This is a genomic window from Novosphingobium resinovorum, from assembly GCF_001742225.1.
GTDB lineage: Bacteria > Pseudomonadota > Alphaproteobacteria > Sphingomonadales > Sphingomonadaceae > Novosphingobium > Novosphingobium resinovorum_A.
In genome coordinates this window covers 55,361-70,798 of record NZ_CP017078.1, presented here as the reverse complement: position 1 = coordinate 70,798, position 15,438 = coordinate 55,361, and the positions used below count along the sequence as shown (strand labels likewise).

18 protein-coding genes are annotated in these 15,438 nt (G+C 60.6%); 5 read left to right on the top strand and 13 right to left on the bottom strand.

Going from position 1 to position 15,438, the window contains the following annotated elements; all coding sequences use genetic code 11:
• Positions 1-65: 65 nt before the first annotated feature.
• The 12 genes from BES08_RS32420 to BES08_RS29725 form a co-directional block, all read right to left on the bottom strand.
• On the bottom strand, positions 66-185 hold the full coding sequence (locus BES08_RS32420; protein ID WP_156800076.1) for a DUF2474 family protein: 120 nt from the start codon (positions 183-185) through the stop codon (positions 66-68).
• Positions 185-1,192, bottom strand: coding sequence for a cytochrome d ubiquinol oxidase subunit II (cydB, locus tag BES08_RS29775; RefSeq protein ID WP_069710274.1), 1,008 nt, complete (start codon positions 1,190-1,192; stop codon positions 185-187). The genes BES08_RS32420 and cydB overlap by 1 nt, the downstream gene beginning before the upstream one ends.
• Positions 1,192-2,604, bottom strand: a complete 1,413-nt coding sequence (locus BES08_RS29770; RefSeq protein WP_069710273.1) for a cytochrome ubiquinol oxidase subunit I — start codon at positions 2,602-2,604, stop codon at positions 1,192-1,194. The genes cydB and BES08_RS29770 overlap by 1 nt, the downstream gene beginning before the upstream one ends.
• Positions 2,605-2,606: 2 nt before the next feature.
• Entirely contained in the window at positions 2,607-3,389 is a 783-nt protein-coding gene (locus tag BES08_RS29765) for a substrate-binding domain-containing protein (protein ID WP_069710272.1), read from the bottom strand.
• Positions 3,390-3,423: 34 nt separating this feature from the next.
• A complete protein-coding gene (locus tag BES08_RS29760; RefSeq protein ID WP_069710271.1) occupies positions 3,424-4,866 on the bottom strand; it encodes a bifunctional metallophosphatase/5'-nucleotidase in 1,443 nt (480 codons plus the stop codon).
• Between the two features lie 110 nt (positions 4,867-4,976).
• Positions 4,977-5,630 carry a DsbA family protein gene (locus BES08_RS29755; RefSeq protein WP_069710270.1) on the bottom strand — a complete coding sequence of 218 codons (654 nt, stop codon included), beginning with the start codon at positions 5,628-5,630 and terminating at the stop codon, positions 4,977-4,979.
• Complete coding sequence (locus BES08_RS29750; RefSeq protein WP_197524562.1) at positions 5,627-6,409, bottom strand: TlpA disulfide reductase family protein; 783 nt, start codon at positions 6,407-6,409, stop codon at positions 5,627-5,629. The genes BES08_RS29755 and BES08_RS29750 overlap by 4 nt, the downstream gene beginning before the upstream one ends.
• Positions 6,410-6,440: 31 nt before the next feature.
• Positions 6,441-7,223 (bottom strand): sulfite exporter TauE/SafE family protein, encoded by a 783-nt coding sequence (locus BES08_RS29745; RefSeq protein ID WP_069710269.1) that lies wholly within the window; start codon positions 7,221-7,223, stop codon positions 6,441-6,443.
• Positions 7,220-8,893, bottom strand: a complete 1,674-nt coding sequence (locus tag BES08_RS29740; RefSeq protein ID WP_069710268.1) for a bifunctional protein tyrosine phosphatase family protein/NAD(P)/FAD-dependent oxidoreductase — start codon at positions 8,891-8,893, stop codon at positions 7,220-7,222. Before BES08_RS29740 ends, BES08_RS29745 begins: the two co-directional genes overlap by 4 nt.
• A 9-nt stretch (positions 8,894-8,902) precedes the next feature.
• Complete coding sequence (locus BES08_RS29735) at positions 8,903-9,343, bottom strand: DUF6691 family protein (protein ID WP_069710267.1); 441 nt, start codon at positions 9,341-9,343, stop codon at positions 8,903-8,905.
• A complete protein-coding gene (locus BES08_RS29730) occupies positions 9,340-9,780 on the bottom strand; it encodes a YeeE/YedE family protein (RefSeq protein WP_069710266.1) in 441 nt (146 codons plus the stop codon). The genes BES08_RS29735 and BES08_RS29730 overlap by 4 nt, the downstream gene beginning before the upstream one ends.
• Positions 9,777-10,697 carry an MBL fold metallo-hydrolase gene (locus BES08_RS29725; RefSeq protein ID WP_069710265.1) on the bottom strand — a complete coding sequence of 307 codons (921 nt, stop codon included), beginning with the start codon at positions 10,695-10,697 and terminating at the stop codon, positions 9,777-9,779. The genes BES08_RS29730 and BES08_RS29725 overlap by 4 nt, the downstream gene beginning before the upstream one ends.
• Before the next feature lie 95 nt (positions 10,698-10,792).
• On the opposite strand from BES08_RS29725, the gene BES08_RS29720 reads away from it, so the two are divergent.
• The 5 genes from BES08_RS29720 (at position 10,793) to BES08_RS29700 (ending at position 13,934) form a co-directional block, all read left to right on the top strand.
• Entirely contained in the window at positions 10,793-11,455 is a 663-nt protein-coding gene (locus BES08_RS29720; protein WP_069710264.1) for a peroxiredoxin, read from the top strand.
• Complete coding sequence (locus BES08_RS29715; protein WP_069710263.1) at positions 11,452-11,859, top strand: ArsR/SmtB family transcription factor; 408 nt, start codon at positions 11,452-11,454, stop codon at positions 11,857-11,859. Before BES08_RS29720 ends, BES08_RS29715 begins: the two co-directional genes overlap by 4 nt.
• Positions 11,860-11,924: 65 nt before the next feature.
• Positions 11,925-12,458: a DsrE family protein gene (locus tag BES08_RS29710; protein WP_069710262.1), complete on the top strand. Its 534-nt coding sequence runs from the start codon at positions 11,925-11,927 to the stop codon at positions 12,456-12,458.
• Positions 12,459-12,662: 204 nt separating this feature from the next.
• Positions 12,663-13,148 (top strand): DUF2243 domain-containing protein, encoded by a 486-nt coding sequence (locus tag BES08_RS29705; RefSeq protein ID WP_069710261.1) that lies wholly within the window; start codon positions 12,663-12,665, stop codon positions 13,146-13,148.
• A 33-nt stretch (positions 13,149-13,181) separates the two neighbouring features.
• Entirely contained in the window at positions 13,182-13,934 is a 753-nt protein-coding gene (locus BES08_RS29700) for a cytochrome c oxidase assembly protein (protein WP_156800075.1), read from the top strand.
• A gap of 359 nt (positions 13,935-14,293) precedes the next feature.
• Here the strand turns inward: BES08_RS29700 and BES08_RS29695 are convergent, their stop codons facing one another.
• A complete protein-coding gene (locus tag BES08_RS29695) occupies positions 14,294-15,310 on the bottom strand; it encodes an IS110 family RNA-guided transposase (RefSeq protein WP_069710259.1) in 1,017 nt (338 codons plus the stop codon).
• Positions 15,311-15,438 lie beyond the last annotated feature (128 nt).

The following is a 15,438-nucleotide window of genomic DNA, read 5'->3' as shown; positions in this document are numbered from 1 at the left end:
CTTTGCTGATCTTGGGAAATCCACGCCCCGCTGTGGGCGATCGCCATATCGAGATGAACGCGGCCTCACAGGCCCAAGATCCAAGCTCGCAAAAGCCACGCGACCACGCCAAGTGCTGCTACGCTCGCGGCCCAGATTCCGCCCATCCAGGCCAAGCGCGACAGAAGCGTCGATTGCTTCTTCATCAATGGTATCCATGCGTGCCGACTTTTCCGCGGAACACCCAATATGCCCAGACAGTGTAGGCGATGATCACTGGGATGATCACAGCGGTTCCCACGAGCATGAATAGCTGGCTGTCGTGCGGCGCAGCGGCGTCCCAGATCGTGATCTGGTCAGGAACGACATAGGGATACATGCTAATCGCAAGCCCCGCGAAGCCCAGCAGGAAGAGCATTAGCGCCAACAGAAATGGCGCACGCTCAGCGCGTCGCCGCAGGCAGCGGAAGAAAAGAAACGCGCTGATCAGTACCAGCAGCGGCACTTGAGCTGTCAGGAAGACGCCAGGCAGAGCGAACCAGCTGCGCCAATATTGGTAGTGCAGAAAGGGTGTTGCGGCACTTACCGCCGCGACGGCCACGAGCATGGCGATCCCAAACCTGAAGGATAGCCGAAACGCATGCTCCTGCGCGCGGCCTTCGGTCTTCCAGATAAGCCATGTTGCACCAAGCAAAGCGTAGCCGATGATGAGCGACACGCCGGTCAGAAGACTGAACGGCGAAAGCCAGTCCAGCCAGCCCCCTGCATACGCGTCGTTAGAAACCTCGATCCCCTGCAGCAGCGCGCCCAGAGTGATGCCCTGCGCTAACGTCGCTACCAGCGAGCCCATTGTGAATGCCGCGTCCCACAATGGTCGATGGCTCGGATCGCGCCAACGGAACTCGAATGCGACCCCGCGGAACACGAGGCCGAGAAGCATGGCGATCATCAGCGGATAGGTGGCAGGCAAGATGATGCCATATGCGACGGGAAAAGCCGCCAGAAGGCCGCCCCCTCCCAATACCAGCCAGGTTTCGTTGCCATCCCAGACCGGCGCGATCGAGTTCATCGCCTGATCCCGCTCTTCGCCAACATCGAAGAAAGGGAAAAGAATGCCGATGCCGAGGTCGAAGCCATCCATCACGACATAAGCGAAGATCGCAAAGGCAATGATCGCGGCCCAGATGATTGTAAGATCGGGATCGAACCACATCAGCCTCTACCTCCGCTTTCAGCATCGATCGCCGGGGCTGGCGTAATGCCGGCCGCGCGCGCCGGGTCGTGGGTAGGCTCGCTCTCGCCCACTACCGGGGTGCGGGCCATCAGCCTGAAAATGTAAAATACCCCCGCGCCAAATACGAAAAAATAGACCAGGATGAACGCGAGAAGTGAGGCAGCCACTGCGGGTGCCGCAAGCGGTGAGTGCGATTGTGCGGTCAGCAAATGGCCGTAAACGGTGTAAGGTTGACGGCCGACTTCGGTCGTGACCCAACCGGCGATGACCGCGACGAACCCCGTAGGTCCCATCACGATGGCAAACCGATGCAGCAAGGTCCAGTCGTAGAGACGTTTGCGAACCCTTGCCAAAAGGCTGACCAAGCCAAGGCCAAGCATGGCGAAACCCAAACCGACCATGATCCGGAACGACCAGAAAACGATGGGTACCGGTGGCCAGCGATCACGGGGATAGTCCTTCAGGCCCGGCAGCGGCGCGTTTAGATCGTGACGAAGGATGAGGGAGCTGAGCTTGGGGACCTCCACCTTGTAATTCACGCGGCCCTCGGCATTGCTGGGAAAGCCGAACAGAATGAGCGGCGCCCCTTTCGGGCTGGCTTCATAATGCCCCTCCATCGCCAGAACCTTCGGGGTCTGGTGCTCGAGCGTATTGAGCCCATGCATATCTCCGGCGAAAATTTGGATCGGCGCGACGATGGCGGCCATCCACATCGCCATCGAGAACATCTTTCGGGCGTGGAGATCTTCACGTTTGCGCAGCAAATGCCAGGCGCCCACTGCCCCTACGACAAGCGAGGTCGTCAGATAGGACGCAATCACGGTATGGACGAGCCGGAAGGGGAAGCTGGGATTGAAGATGATTGTCAGCCACGATCCTGCCGGGACAAACTGACCCTTGGCATTTATCGCGAACCCGGTGGGCGTTTGCATCCAGCTGTTGACGCTGATGATCCAGGTCGCGGAGATCAGCGTGCCAAGCGCCACCATGCATGTCGCGACATAATGCAGGCGGGGGCCGACCTTGGAGCGTCCGAAGAGCATCACGCCAAGGAATCCAGCTTCAAGGAAGAACGCCGTAAGAACCTCATAGGCCATGAGCGGGCCAATCACCGGCCCGGCCTTCGTCGAGAACACCGACCAGTTCGTGCCGAACTCGTAGGACATTACGATGCCTGACACGACGCCCATGCCAAACGCGATCGCGAAGATTTTGAGCCAGTATTGGAAGAGGTCGAGATAGACCTGTTTGCCGGTACGCAGCCACAGGCCCTCCAGGACCGCCAGATAGCTGGCGAGGCCGATCGAGAAGCTCGGAAAAATGAAGTGGAAACTGACCGTGAACGCAAATTGCGCACGGGCCAGGATCACCGGGTCCAGCCCGTCGAACATAATCAACGGCCTCCCGTCGCTGGCTTCGGGCCAGCAGGATCAACCCAGCCCCATTTGACAAATATCTTCCCGGCTTCTGGCGTCGATAGCCACCGAACGAAGCCCTGTGCGTCCTTGTTTGCGATACCTTTGCGCGTGAGGCCGGCGCCCATATCCCGGTAAATGCGATATTCCGGCTCGACAGCTATCGCGTCGGCAAGCGTAGGGTTCGCGCGCTGCCAGATGCCCCAGATGATCCAGGCGTCGAGCGAGGGGTCTTCGGTCCATGCCGATTTCGCTTCAGCGCTGGTCTTGGCATAGCGTACGATATTGCCGCGCAGGCCGGCGACTTTGCGAAGGTCGCCCGTCCTGCCTGCCATATCTTCCCAAAGGCCATTCTGACCGGCCCCGTTGACCACAACGATGCGATGACCGGGCTTGAACAGGTCGGAAAGACCGCCGATGTGCCGGGGATTTCCTGGCCGAACCAGAATGCTCGAAACGCGAAGATAGAGCGGGGTGATGGTTCCGGGATCGATATGACCACCCATCGCATTCTGCAGGTCGGTCATCATGGTTTCGGAGCCGCTGAAAATGATGTCTGCATTGCTGCGGGCCTGATCGATCCATTGAGGCGTGGGGCCTGCGACAACATCGACTTCCACCCCCTGCTGACGGGAGTACACCGCAGCCGCTTCCTTCATCGCAGGTGCGGGGCCGCCGGGGCCGAAGACGTGAACCGGTTCGGCGTTAGCGGTGCTGGCGAGGCTCAATGCGCCGAATAAGGTGATTAAAATCACGCGCATGTTCTCGTCCTTTCAGGTGTGAGAGCGTCTGGCATCAGATCTCAAATACCGTTGGTGTGGGGTCCGGCGTCACCGTGCGGCGGCGTTCGAAAAGGCCACGCAGCGCGTCGACCGCGCGGATCTCCAAATTGCGCCGGTTATGGCCAAATTTCGCAGGCACGCCCTGTGCTGTCACGAAGGCCGCCACATAGGATTTCAAAGGATCGACACGTTCGCCCTCCACGAACAGACGATCGATCCGATGCCCTGGGGGATTTTCAGCCTTGAAGTACATTTTGACGCCGCGCATCCGCTTCACGTAGCCGCCCATCTGTTCATACGGATCGGCGGCAAAGGTTCGCTCGAGATTGGCTTCGAGCATTTCGACGATCTCCGCACCGGTGAGTTCGACGACCGAGACGGGCGGGTTTGTCGGAATGATGTTCCACAAATCATTGACCGTGACCGGCCCTGGAGGAATGGGAGCGCCGTAGCGCCAACCATTCGAGAAGGCGATCCGGGTGCCTGCGGCTTCCGCAATTGCCTCAAGCAGCACGTCATCCATGGTTGAGCTCAGCATCGCGTAGCGGTGCAGGGCGGCGGTTATCTGGCCGACTGTCTGGCTCAAATCCGTTGGTTCATTCCGGATCGCGCTATCGATGAGGTCTACAACCTCTGGCTGCTCGGCCAAGCTCGCATCAACCGGGATCAGCTGGTGGCGATGGCTCGCAACCTTGCCCTCCTTGATTTCAACGTCGAGGCGCCCAACGAAAGACCCGTGGCAACCCGACTGGAATATGACGGTGCCGTTGACAACGATTGCCTCGTCCATGCGATTATGGGTGTGGCCGCTTACGAGCACGTCCACACCATCGACCTCGCCGGCCAGCTTCACATCCTGGGGAAACCCCAAATGCGACAGGACGACGACGAGATCTGCTTTTTCCTCCTGTCGCACATGCGCGATCCAGCGCGGCAGTTCGCGGTTGCCGATCGTAAAATAGACCCCCGCGCTGAACGAGGCCGGCATCGTCTTGTCGACGATCGGACAGGCAAGGCCGATGATCGCTACGCGCAGGCCTGATCGCTCGACGATCCGATAGGGTGGGAAGAGCAGCTGATCATCTGCCTGACGATGGCAATTGATGGCCAGCACCGGGCAATCGAGCAGCTTGGCAAGATCGCAGACACCCTCCGGGCCGTAGGCAAACTCCCAGTGAACGGCCATGGCGTCGAGCGCGAGAGCATTCATCGCCGGAACCAACGCGCGGCCCCTGCTGGCGACGGCCAGATGCGTGCCATGAAACGTATCGCCATTGTCCAGAGCGATAACCCCGCCGGGCCGCTCGTCCCTGACGGATGCGAACAGCCCTGCAATTCTCGCAATCCCGCCAAGCTCGGCAAAGGTCCAGGCACCGCCTTCGTCACGGACCATCTCGTGATGGGGCAACGCGTAGCCGTGGAGATCATTGATCTGCAGAAAGGTAAGTTGCGTCATGACTGTCTCCAGCGAGGCTTTGCGCGATCGTCATCACCTTGCGCGAGATAACGCGCATTGGTTCTATCGGGAGCGCCGCTCCGCATGTTTTGTTGGTCGGCCGCCATACGTCACGGTGCCTTGGGCGGACCGTTGGGGTGGGCCCGCGCCTTCGCGACCGCCTTGCGCAGGTTGGGAAGATCGAACGCGCCGGGCAGAAGATATGGCCCAACAAGAAATGCCGGCGTGCCCTGTAGCCCCAACGCTGGTGCCTGGACGTTCGTACGGGCGAGCAGGCCGTCAATATCCGCCTTGTGCGTCACAAGATCCTTCTGAAGCCTTGTCCAGTCGACGCCGGCCCTTTTTGCAGCGGCACGGATAGCGGCGGAATCGATCCGGCCCCCGCCCTCGTAGAGAGCGGCGTTGAAGGCTTCATGCTTGCCTTGCCACTGGCTTGCGATGGCCGCTCGTGCCGCTTCAACGGAGGCACCGCCAAAAATCGGCCAGTCGCGATAAACGATCCTGATCTTGGGATCCGATGCAAGGAGCGCGGCAATGGTCGGGTGCATGCGCCGGCAATAGGGGCAGTTGTAGTCCGCAAACTCGACGATCGTGACGTCATAGCCTTTGGGCGCGAATTTGGGCGCGATGGGATCGTCTGTAATCGCCTCTCTCGTGAATGTCTGCGCGGAGGCCTGCGTCGTTACGGAGCCGGGGCGCAAGGCCGCGAAGCCGACGATGCCCAAAACGGCGGCAAGCAAAGCGAGGGGAATGAAGCGTTTCATCGAGTGAACTCCCGAAGGTCATCCATGCCTGCGTCCAGGGCGGCACGAGAGATTTCTCCCAGATGACGGGTTCGAATGGTGCCATCGCTGGCGACGAAAATAGTTGTAGGTAGCGCTGCAGCACCAAGCGCTCGGCCGCTGTCCATTTTAGGGTCGAGCAGGACATTGGCTGGCTTCAGCATCTTGTCCGCCAGAAACGCCTGTATCGTGCGCGTGTCCTCGCCTTGGTCGAGGAAAAGGACAGGCACGTCGGGCCGTTCCTTTGCAGCTTGCACGAGCATCGGCATTTCCCTTTGGCATGGCCCGCACCAGGTCGCCCAGAGATTGATGACGAAGGGTTTGCCGCGCAAGCTATCCAGTCGAACCGCTTTGCCGGCGAGGTCGTGGGCCACGAGACCTGTCGGCAGAGGCGTCGGCGTCCCGTTCGTATTAAAATGCGCCGTGCCTGCCCAAAGTGCCGCAGCGATCGCGAGTGAGGTCAGCGCCGGCACAAGGCTCGGCGTCCGCCTAAGTAACAGCATCAAGGTGACAGCCGCCGCAATGATACCGGCCCAGGGAGCGAAGCCGCCCTGCCAGATCGCGAAAATTGCGGAAATATCCGCCCGAAAGCTGCTGAAATGGGCCGCGACATATGCGGCTCGCGCCGCCACGATGCCAACGATCACAGCCAGTGAAGCGACGTTCGCCGCAGTCGATCCGGTTCGCCGCGTACCGATACCATACAGCGCCAGGAAGACGACCACAGCCAGCACGGCCGCAAGGCGGTCCACAGGGACCATGAACGGTCCTATCGCGAGCACACCTGTCATGTCAGAGCGCCAAAGCGCTTTTCCAAAGCATGTAGCCCGCGACCACGAAAATGAGCACGGCAAAGACCGTGGTCAGGGTGCCTTGGGTGCCCGCAAGGCGCTTGGCAACTTGCGTCCCGAGCAGTCCGCCAAGGATGCCGCCGAAGATGAACACGAAAGCCAGAGGCCAGTCGACCAGACCGGAGAATGCATAGTTGACGGCAGTGGTCAGGCCGAAGGCCGCCACGGCAATGAGCGACGTTCCCACCGCATTGAGAATCGGCATACCGGTGGAACCGATCAGCCCCGGGACAATCAGGAAACCACCACCGATGCCGAAGAAGCCCGAGAACAGCCCGGTCCCCAGGCCATAGCCCACAACCTTGGGGGCTTTCTCACGATTGCATTCAGCCCCGGGGTTTCCGAGATTGCCACGCCCCCTCAGCATCGCGATGCCAACGATCACCATCACAAGTGCGAACAGGAAAAGAAGCTTTTGCCCGTCGACCGCCTTGCCGGCGGTCGAACCTATCAGGGCACCGACGATCCCGGCGCTGGCATACATGCCGCCGCAGCGCCACTTCACCGTATGCGCGCGTGCATGCCCGATAAGACCTGTTGCGGCATTGGCGGCCACGGCAAGGGCACTGGTACCGATGGCGACATGCGCGTTGGGTACGCGCACCAGATAGACCATCAGCGGAACCGCCAGGATTGAACCACCGCCGCCCACCAGGCCCAGCGTAAACCCGACGAGACCGCCAGATAAGACGCCCAGCACATACTGGATCGGTTCCAGCGTCATGCTGCTTTACCGATCATATGTGGATGCACCATCCACTCACGCCCCTTGAGCATCGCTTGCCAATAGATCGGTGGAAGCATGCGCTCCTTGAGGAACCACGCCGCTCGCGAGGGCTTGGTCCCGTCGAGCAGCCAGCTCGGGAAGCTGGGCAGGAGCTTGCCGCCATAGCCGAACTCGGCAAGGACAATTTTCCCGCGCTCGACAGTGAGCGGACAGGAGCCATATCCGTCGTAATCGGCGACTGGCTCTTTTCCTTCCAACGCCGCCAACACGTTCACGGCCACGACCGGTGCCTGCTTGCGCGCAGCGGCAGCCGTCTTGGCATTGCTGGTGTTGGCAGCATCGCCAAGTGCGAAGACGTTGGGATAGCGGACATGCCGCAGGGTCGCAGGATCGACATCGATAAAGCCGGAGTCGGCTGCAAGCGGGCTTTTGGCGACGAAATCCGGTGCCACCTGCGGCGGCACGGCATGAAGGAAATCAAACGGGCGCTCGATCCGCTCGATTGAGCCGTCCATCGCCTTGCGCTCAAACGTCGCCACCTGGTTGGGCCCATCGACAGCGACCAGCTTGGATTCGAGCTGAAGATCGATGCCGTATTTGCGAATATAGTCCATCAATGCCGGCACGTACGTGGCCACGCCGAACAAGACGGCACCGGCATTGTGGAATTCGACATCGATGTCGCTCAGCACACCCGCCTCGCGCCAGATATCGCATGACAGGTACATCGCCTTTTGCGGCGCACCGGCACATTTGATCGGCATGGGAGGCTGCGAGAACAGCGCGCGGCCGCCTTTCAGCTGCTTGACAAGATCGCGCGTGTAGGGTGCCAGATCGTAGCGGTAGTTTGATGTAACCCCATTCTTGCCTAGCGCCTCGCTCAGGCCCGGAATGGCATCCCAAGCGAGCTTGATCCCCGGCGCAGCCACAAGGACCCGATAAGTAATCGATCGGCCGTCAGCCAGCTCCACGCTGTTCTGGTCGGGATTGAACGCCGTGGCTGCGACGCGGAGCCAATCAACCTTGTCAGGCATGACCTCCGCCTCCGTATGGCGGGTCTGTTCGGGCGTGAAGACGCCGGCGCCGACCATCGTCCAGCCCGGCTGATAGAAATGATATTCGGCAGGATCGACAACCGCGATGACGAGGTTCCCGTTGCGCTTCAGAAGACTCGCGGCCGTCGCGATCCCTGCGGCGCCGCCACCGACGATCACCACATCATAGGTTTTTCCTCCGGCGAGGCTGTTGCCCTCCATGCTGCCAAGGGTCGCCCTGAGGGGCGACAGATCATAGCCCGCGGCGCCAGTCACTTGCAGAGCTGTTTCCGCTCTCGACGATCGCGCCTCGAGCATGGCCCATAAAGTCGCCGACCGCATGCCGCTGCGGCAAAAGCCAAGAACAGGTGAATCCAGCTGTGCAAGGGCGTCTCGCATGCGATCGGCATCGGCCGCTGTCACTGCGCCGGACGTGGCGGGCACATGCGCGAAGCCCAGCCCATATTGGGCTGCAAGAGCCGCCATCTCTGCTGCCGAAGGTTGGCCCGCATCCTCACCATCAGGCCGATTGGAGACGATCGCGCGATAGCCCATTTCGGCGGCCAGCTTCACGTCGGCAGGGCTGAGCTGCGGCGAAACGGCAAAGGTCGGACTCAGTGGCTTGATGGCCATGGGAAACTCCTACGTAGCCGCCGTGCCGGCGGAGGGTCGGGAAAATAAGAAGCGATGGATGGTGGCGCCGGCGAACATGGCCAGCACGAACAGAAGCGCGGGACCGGGGCGAAGCGCGAGAGCGGCAATCGCTGGTCCCGGGCAGAGACCTACCAGCCCCCAACCCACGCCGAACAATGTCGCGCCCAAGAGGAGCTTCGCATCGATCGGATGCGTTGCGGGAAGGTGGAATTCGTCCGCGGCCAACGGTGCCCGGCGTGGCTTGGCAATGCGCCAGGCCACCGCCATGGGCATCATCGCGCCAACCATGACGAAGGCAAGAGTGGGGTCCCAGCTTGCGAATACGTCGAGGAATGCACGTACCCGGGCTGGGTCCGTCATCCCCGACACCGTGAGGCCCATGCCGAACAGGACACCGCAGACGAGCGCGATGATGACCTGACGGTTCATGACCCGAAACCAATCAGCCGCATCGCCGTCACGGTGGCAATGCCCGCCGCCATGAATGTCGCGGTTGCGGCAAGCGAGCGCGGCGAAAGCCGCGACATGCCGCAAACGCCGTGCCCGCTCGTGCAACCCGAACCTAGCCGGGTTCCAAAACCGACGAGCAAACCTCCAACGATGATCAGGGGCCAGGATGCAGTCATACGCATCGGCGTAAGAATGACACTCGCCGCGACAAACGCCCCAATCGGAAGGCCCACTGTAAAGGCCAAGGCGATCATTCGCGGTGCGCCGCTGTCTGAAGCGCCGGTTGCTCTGGCAAAAAGACCGCTCACCCCCGCTATGCGGCCGATGCCGAGCAAGAGGATGGCCGCTGACAGGCCGATCATCACACCGCCAATCAGCCCCTGAAGGGGGATCGCAGAGGGAAAGGCGGCGATCACAACGCATCCAGCGGGATCTTGAGGTAACGGGTGCCGTTCGCCTCTGGTGCCGGCAGGTGCCCGCCTCGCATATTGACCTGTACAGCCGGCATGATCAGCGCCGGCATGGACAGGGTAGCGTCTCGAGCGGTGCGCATCGCCACGAACTCTTCTTCGCCGACCCCCTCATGAACATGGACGTTGCCGGAACGCTGTGCGCCGACCGTAGTCTCCCAGACGTACGTATCGCGCCCTGCCGCCTTGTAATCGTGACAAAGGAACAGGCGGGTTTCAGGCGGCAGCTTGAGGAGGCGCCTGATGGAATGGTAGAGTTGGCGGGCGTCGCCGCCAGGGAAGTCTGCGCGTGCCGACCCGTAATCGGGCATGAAAAGCGTATCGCCGGTGAAGACTGCGTCACCGATCACGTAAGCCATGTCCGCAGGCGTATGCCCCGGGACGTGCAGGGCTATCGCCGGGATGCTGCCGATCGAAAAATGGTCGCCGTCATCGAACAAGCGATCGAAATCGCTGCCGTCGCGCGCAAACTCGGTGCCGGCATTGAAGAGTTTGCCGAATACCTCCTGCACGCGAATGATATCGCGGCCGATCGCGAGCGTGCCGCCTAGCTGCGTCTGAAGATAGGGCGCCGCTGAAAGATGATCCGCATGGGCATGGGTTTCGAGCAGCCATTCGATGGTGAGCCCCTCGTCGCGGACATATTCAATGATGGCATCGGCAGACGCCGTATCCGTCCGCCCTGCGGCCGCATCGAAGTCGAGAACGCTATCGATGATTGCTGCCATTTTGGTCGCAGGATCGTGAACGACGTAGCTGGCCGTGCTGCTGGCATCGTCGAAGAAGCTCTTCACGTTCAATGTGGGCGCGAGCTGTGCTGCGCAAACCTGGACGATCGCGTCCGTCACATGGGTATCGGACATTGGTACCTCCACGACTCTCGTAATTTCAGACTTTCATAGAACATGTAATACTGTAAGATGGTTGCGTCAAATCTTACAAAGGGGCAATCGGCCATATGGCCAACGAGACTGACATCACCGCTGATCGACCCCGCCAACCGCAGCGGCCGCTGCGCATCGGCGATACCGCGCCGAATTTTCACGCCCGCACGACGCAGGGTGAGGTCAGCCTTGACCAATATCGCGGGCGCTGGGTCGTATTTTTCTCGCATCCAGCGGACTTTACGCCGGTCTGCACCAGCGAGTTCGTCGCTCTGGCCAAGGCGATGCCGGAGTTCGACGCAATGGACGCAGTCCTGCTCGGCCTCTCCGTCGACAGCCTTTATTCTCACATTGCCTGGCTTCGAGCGATCCGGGAGCTGTTCGACGTGGAAGTGGCATTCCCTGTGGTCGAAGATCCCTCGATGGCGGTAGGCCGGGCCTACGGCATGATCGATGAAAACGCGTCAGACGCCTCGGCGGTCCGGGCAACCTATTTCATTGATCCGGAAGGCATCATCCGCGCCATGACGTGGTATCCGATGACGATCGGCCGTTCGGTCGACGAAATGACCCGGATGCTCGCTGCCCTTCAGCGAACCCAGGATGGAACAGTGCTGACGCCCGCCGGGTGGCAGCCGGGTGAGGATGTCCTGCTCCCGCCCTCGCAGGCCGCCGCTGATGCACTGACCCGGGCTGCACCAGCCAACTGGTTCCACCTCACGCAGAGCGACCAATGAGCGCGATCTACCAGGCGCGGACCCAGGCCGAGGCGGCAGCCGAAAAGCTCAAGATCTACGCGCAGCCACAGCGATTGATGATCCTGTCGCTCCTCCTCAATGGCGAGCACATCGTCAGCGAGATCGAGCGACTGACGGGCATCATCCAGCCTGCCCTTAGCCAGCAACTCGCCGAGCTGCGCCGCGCAGGCGTCGTCACGATGCGCCGCGCCTCGAAGCAAGTACACTACAGCCTCGCCAACGATGACGTAACGCTGTGCGTGCGCTCGATAGAAGCCATCTTCGGTACCGGAGAGGATAAGGCGCTGGCACTTGAACGGGTCGTTGCGGGCGAAGGAAAGTCAGCAACCCCGTCTATGCTCGCTCGGCCCACCGCCGCTGCCGTATTTGCGCGGATAGGATAGCTGCCGGCGACCACCGGGATCGAACAAGGAGTGTGATTGTGGCCTCTAGACTCAAGAAGCTTTTCATGGTGGCAACCAGCTGCGCATTGGCAGCGTCGAGCGCTGCGCTGGCGGCACCGGAACCCGCCATCCATCCGCTCGTCCAGACTTTCGGTGCTGTCCATCCTGTCCAGGGCGCTCAGGAACGACCTGATCCGAAATTGACGTACCGCGTGGTGTTCAGCGTCACGAAAGCGGCCATGACGCCCGACAAGATTAATCCCAGCCTCGAAAAAGTTGCCCGATTTCTGAATTTGCTCGCGGCTGACAGCGTCCGACCACAGCGCGGGAACATCGTCGTCGTCATCCACGGGCCTGCGACGCCGATCGTCACGACCGACGCGGTCTACGCCTCTCATGCAACGACGACTTCAAATCCGAACGCGGCGCTCATCGCCGCGCTAGAGGCTGCAGGTGTTTCCGTCAGGGTCTGCAGCCAGGCAATGGTGGGGAACGAGGTCTCGAGCGATCAGCTTTTGCCCGGCGTGGAAATTGACGACGCCGCCCTCGTCACAATGGCAAACCTTCAACTGCGCGGCTTTGCGTTGATCCCTGACTGATTTCATGAAGGGCCGATCCCGTTCGAAGGCAACGTGCCCTGCTACGGCGGCGGCGAGGGTAATTCGTCCGCCAACATCCACCGACAGGAACTACAACTCTCCCCCAGTCATTGTGGAGGATAGTCGGCTGATGTCGGCTCAGCGAACGTGTTGCCGCCTGCAATGGCGCGGCACACTCGTAGGGATCGATCAGGAGGACTCGGAATGGCTGCCAGTGGCGATACGCTCTCGGTCAAGGCACCGGGGATTATCCTTGGGATTGGCCTGGGCGGATTTTGCGATGGTATCTTCCTGCATCAGGTTTTCCAGTGGCATCACATGTTCAGTAGCAAGATCACGGTAGATACCGTGGACGGCCTGAAGATGAACACGCTGGGAGACGGCGTCTTTCATACGGTGACCTGGCTGTCGGTCCTGTTCGGGCTGTGGCTGCTATATTCCCGGGTAACCCAAGGCCGCCGGAAGGTTTGGAGTTCCCCGGTATTGTGGGCATGGATGCTCAACGGTTGGGGTTGGTTCAATCTCATTGAGGGGCTGGTCGATCACCAATTGCTCGGCATCCACCATGTCCTTTCAGGTCCAAACCAGTTCCTCTGGGACATGGGCTTCCTTGCCTCGGGCGTCATTTTCATCGGTCTGGGTTGGATGATCGCCCGCAAGTCGACCCCAATCGATCTTTCGTACGCTTAACCCATGATCTGCGGCACGCCTTATGGACCGTCTATGGCGGTGCCATTGGGGTTCTTGCTGTTGCTGACAGCAGTCTATCTGACCGCAGCATTCAAAGAGCGAAAATGGAGCATCTGGCGCACCGCATCGTGGATGAGCGGTGCCGGGATACTGGCATGGGGATTACTGCCCCAATTCCTTCCGTTTTCGCCGGGAGATTTCCGGCAACACATGCTCCAGCATTTGATGCTGGGAATGCTGGCACCGATCGGTCTCGTCATGGCGGCACCTATTACGCTGCTGCTACGAGCTCTGCCCGTCGGACAAAGTCGGATCGTGATCCGTATTCTGCAAACCCGCATGCTGAAGCTATGGGCTAACCCAGTCACCGCCCTCGTGTTCAACCTTGGTGGGATGGCGGCTCTCTATTTCACGTCGCTGTTTGTGTGGATGATAACGAACCCAGCCCTGCACTATCTGGTCCACTTCCATTTTGTCGTGGCCGGTTGCCTTTATGCTTGGGTGATCGCCGGTCCCGATCCGGCCCCAGATCGTCCTTCCGTTCCATCGCGGCTCGTTGTGCTGGGTATCGCCGTTGTCCTTCATTCCGTCATGGCTCAGATGTTGTATGCGCGGGTGCTGGTTTCCATCCCGGTCCCAACTGACCAGCTGCAGCAGGCCGCGGAACTCATGTACTATGGGGGGGACATCACGGAGATTCTGCTCGCATTTGCGATGGTGAGTACCTGGCGGCCTAGCCGAGGAAAGACCCCGGGCAAGGGACAGCTACAGCCACAGGCAAGATAGCGCACCGTATCCTCCATCCAGGACCCAGAAGAATCTTGTCGGTGCGCAGGTTGTCGTTCGCGGTATGCGCCTTGCGATCAGGGAACGTCCGGTCACTAGCCATAAGCCGTCGCTTCAAGAGAGAACTGAGAACGGCAGGATTGTTGTCTAATTGATTCCTGCATTGTGCTTCCTTTTTCCCGTTCGCCAATGGTTGTCTTCGAGGTCATCGGACTGCTGTGGTTGCTGTTTGTCCGAGCCTTCATGATCGCGGCCGAGCGGAATAGGTGGACGTCTCTGAGTCCCAAACGAGGTGTGACCCTCTACAAACCTGACGAGATCGTCCTGGGCATGGCTAAGCGGGATGAGGAACGCTGGGTTTAGGCCCAGCGGAACTCCGTCTCGTTCAGCCAAAGCGAGTGAAGTAATGCGGCGAGCTTCCGCGCGACGGCCGTTCTGGCACGCTTGGCGCCCTTCGCTTCGACCATTTTCCTGCCCCACGCCTGAAGGGCAAACGGCCGCTTGACCTGAGTCAGCGCGACGTTGGCCGCTTCGTAGAGCGCCTTGCGCAACATGGGATCTCCCGCCTTGGAAATATGTCCGCTGACATCGCGTTCTCCCGATTGACTGCGTCGGGGCACAAGCCCCGCATAGGCGCCGACATCGTCGCTTCTGGCAAAACGGCGCGGATCTTCGATGGTCGAGGTGTAGGTGAGCGCGGTGATCGGCCCAACGCCTGGAACGCTCATCAACCGGGCGCAGACCTCATCCGCCTTTGCCCGGTCATTGAGCAGGCGATTGTATGCGCGCAGCTGCTCCTCGATAGCCTCCATGGATGCAATGAGCGGAGCAAACAGAGCCTTCAAATCCGGGCGCTGCGCGTAAAACGCCGACAGGCGTTCGGCACGCCGGCCCGGTGTTCTGGCGGTGCCCATGCGCAGGCCGAACAGCTTCAGGAGCCCACGCAGCTGATTGGCCATGGATGTCCGCGCGGTGATGAGCTGGGCGCGAATACGGAGGGCTGCCCTGTCGATATGCGTGGCCGACGCCTTCATGTGGACGCGTTTGTACCAGCCGGTGCGCGCCAGTTGGGCAAGCCCTTCCGCGTCGTGGACGTCGCTCTTGTTCACGCGGGCAGAAAGGACGCCCTTCGCGTGCCGCGCGCAGATACATTCTATCGCGACACCACGCTCGACCAGCCCATGATACAGAAACGTCGATAGCGTTCCCGTCTCCAGCACCACGCGCGCCAGATCGGTACAATGTTTGTTGAGCCATTTGGCAAGAACATCGGGATCGCTCGCGACAACATCGCGCCGCAAAACCTTCCCGTCGACGTCGACCACGCAGATATGCGTCGTCTTGTCACTCACATCCAATCCTGCATAGATCGACATCGGTCATCCTCCTGCATTGAAGCGCCAAGGCGACTTCGTACCATGCACGAGGGTGGCTAAATCAATTACGCGGTGTCCCAGATCACGTTAGAATCGGTCTGCTTGATTCGCCCGAGGCGGGCAGCGCA

Coding starts and splice junctions, on each gene's coding strand:
- BES08_RS29710 (WP_069710262.1), top strand. CDS start 11,925: ATGGTGGCAACCAGCTGCGCATTGGCAGCGTCGAGCGCTGCGCTGGCG.
- BES08_RS29735 (WP_069710267.1), bottom strand. CDS start 9,343: ATGAACCGTCAGGTCATCATCGCGCTCGTCTGCGGTGTCCTGTTCGGC.
- BES08_RS29770 (WP_069710273.1), bottom strand. CDS start 2,604: ATGTTCGACGGGCTGGACCCGGTGATCCTGGCCCGTGCGCAATTTGCG.
- BES08_RS29765 (WP_069710272.1), bottom strand. CDS start 3,389: ATGCGCGTGATTTTAATCACCTTATTCGGCGCATTGAGCCTCGCCAGC.
- BES08_RS29740 (WP_069710268.1), bottom strand. CDS start 8,893: ATGGCCATCAAGCCACTGAGTCCGACCTTTGCCGTTTCGCCGCAGCTC.
- BES08_RS29720 (WP_069710264.1), top strand. CDS start 10,793: ATGGCCAACGAGACTGACATCACCGCTGATCGACCCCGCCAACCGCAG.
- BES08_RS29760 (WP_069710271.1), bottom strand. CDS start 4,866: ATGACGCAACTTACCTTTCTGCAGATCAATGATCTCCACGGCTACGCG.
- BES08_RS29700 (WP_156800075.1), top strand. CDS start 13,182: ATGGCGGTGCCATTGGGGTTCTTGCTGTTGCTGACAGCAGTCTATCTG.
- BES08_RS29755 (WP_069710270.1), bottom strand. CDS start 5,630: ATGAAACGCTTCATTCCCCTCGCTTTGCTTGCCGCCGTTTTGGGCATC.
- BES08_RS29725 (WP_069710265.1), bottom strand. CDS start 10,697: ATGTCCGATACCCATGTGACGGACGCGATCGTCCAGGTTTGCGCAGCA.
- BES08_RS32420 (WP_156800076.1), bottom strand. CDS start 185: ATGAAGAAGCAATCGACGCTTCTGTCGCGCTTGGCCTGGATGGGCGGA.
- BES08_RS29745 (WP_069710269.1), bottom strand. CDS start 7,223: ATGACGCTGGAACCGATCCAGTATGTGCTGGGCGTCTTATCTGGCGGT.
- BES08_RS29695 (WP_069710259.1), bottom strand. CDS start 15,310: ATGTCGATCTATGCAGGATTGGATGTGAGTGACAAGACGACGCATATC.
- BES08_RS29705 (WP_069710261.1), top strand. CDS start 12,663: ATGGCTGCCAGTGGCGATACGCTCTCGGTCAAGGCACCGGGGATTATC.
- cydB (WP_069710274.1), bottom strand. CDS start 1,192: ATGTGGTTCGATCCCGATCTTACAATCATCTGGGCCGCGATCATTGCC.
- BES08_RS29750 (WP_197524562.1), bottom strand. CDS start 6,409: ATGGTCCCTGTGGACCGCCTTGCGGCCGTGCTGGCTGTGGTCGTCTTC.
- BES08_RS29715 (WP_069710263.1), top strand. CDS start 11,452: ATGAGCGCGATCTACCAGGCGCGGACCCAGGCCGAGGCGGCAGCCGAA.